General features: G+C 74.5%; 3 protein-coding genes. 1 reads left to right on the forward strand and 2 read right to left on the reverse strand.

The annotated features are described in order from the left end of the window. The first annotated feature begins 111 nt into the window (after positions 1-111). Positions 112-534 carry a DUF779 domain-containing protein gene (locus tag ACYVE9_RS25980; protein WP_461030338.1) on the forward strand — a complete coding sequence of 141 codons (423 nt, stop codon included), beginning with the start codon at positions 112-114 and terminating at the stop codon, positions 532-534. Here ACYVE9_RS25980 and ACYVE9_RS25985 read toward each other — a convergent pair. Next, a complete protein-coding gene (locus ACYVE9_RS25985; RefSeq protein WP_461030339.1) occupies positions 513-1337 on the reverse strand; it encodes an MOSC domain-containing protein in 825 nt (274 codons plus the stop codon). The two genes, ACYVE9_RS25980 and ACYVE9_RS25985, sit on opposite strands and share 22 nt — an antisense overlap. A 53-nt stretch (positions 1338-1390) precedes the next feature. Continuing rightward, positions 1391-1606 (reverse strand): DUF6643 family protein (locus ACYVE9_RS25990; RefSeq protein WP_461030340.1); only part of this gene is annotated, 216 nt, incomplete at its 5' end.

Consider the following 1606-nt stretch of genomic DNA (forward strand, 5'->3'; position numbering starts at 1 on the left):
CGCACCCCCGCGCATGCCGCCCGGGCAGCACCCGCCAGGGACCACCCGCCCGGGTGCTGCCGGGCGGCCCGCCCGTTCGACGTCCGCCGCCCGTGTGAGGAGTGATGACCGGTGGTGCCCACCCCGGGTCAGGAGCCCGGCCCCGGACCGGTGCGGGTCGCGCTGAGCGCGGCGGCAGCCGAGCTGCTGCGGGACCTCACCCACCGTCACGGGCCCCTGATGTTCCACCAGTCCGGCGGCTGCTGCGACGGCAGCGCGCCGATGTGCTACCCGCGCGGCGAGTTCCGGACCGGCGACAGCGACGTGCTGCTGGGTGAGCTGGTGGTGCGGGGCGTGGCGGATCCGGTGCCCTTCTGGATCGCCGCCGACCAGTACGCGCGCTGGAGCCACACCCACCTGACGGTCGACGTGGTGCCCGGCAGGGGCAGCGGCTTCTCCCTCGAGGCGCCCGAGGGGGTGCGCTTCCTCATCCGCTCCCGGCTGCTGGCCGGGACCGGTGAGGCGGACGCGTCTCAGCCCAGCACCTCACCCTGATCCCCACTGCGCACCCTGCCCGTGGATTCCGGCACCAGATTCTGGCCGAAGACCAGCTGGTCCCCGAACCGACGGTGACGGGCCAGGGTGCGCAGTGGCTCCTTGCCGCGCTGCCCGGTGCCCTGGTCCGTCGTGGTGACGACGCATCGCCCGCAGGGCTTCGTCACCCGGAACACCACCTCGCCGATCCGCAACCGCCGCCACTCGTCCTCGGCCCACGGTGCCGTCCCCGACAGCACCAGGTTGGGCCGGAACCGGTCCATCGGCAGCGGGCCCTCGTCGGCGTGGTCGCCCTGCGCGATGAGCAGGTTCAGCGCCTCCAGCGACGCGGCGGTCGTCACCAGCAACGGGAATCCGTCGGCGAAACTCACCGTCTCCCCGTCCCGGCCGTAGGCCGGGTCCACCGGCCGGCTGCGCGGATCGTCCATGAACACCAGCCGCACCGGCTCACCCAGATACCTGCTGAACCAGTCGTTGCCCGGGGCGTCGGCCGGAACGGCCGGCACCTTGCTGCGCCACACACCGACCACGGTCGACGGCGTGGAGGTGCCGGGCACCTCCACGGTGAGCGCGGGCATGCCCGGGCCCGTCAGCCGTACCGCTCCTCCCGGCAGCGGTTCGGCTGCGGCCAGCGCGAGCCGCGGATGCTCGCGCTGCGTCACCTGGCGGTCGTTCGCGTCCACCACCATCCAGCGGCGGTCGGCGGCCAAGCCCCAGGGTTGCACCTCCGCCTCCCCGGGGGGCGTCCCCCGCACCCCCTTCACCGGATAGACGTGCAACGAGGTCAGCGTGGGCGTGGGCATGCCGCCATCCTGTCACCCGCGCCCATCCGTCGGCCCCTGGCCGGGTCTCGGGATCAGTAACCCGGTGCCGGGTGCTGACGGCCGTAGGGGTCCTCGTAGACGCCCGGCATCTGGCGCGGCACGGCGGGACGCGGGGCGGCCGGTCGCGGCGCCACCGGCCGCATCGGCTGCTGCTGGTACTGGTACTGCTGCGGGGCCTGGTAACCGCCGCGGTCGGGGCCGGCCTGCTGCGGGAAGTAGGGGGCCGGCGCCTGCTGGAGCGGCGCCGG

The sequence above is a fragment of the Streptomyces sparsus genome, assembly GCF_054776295.1.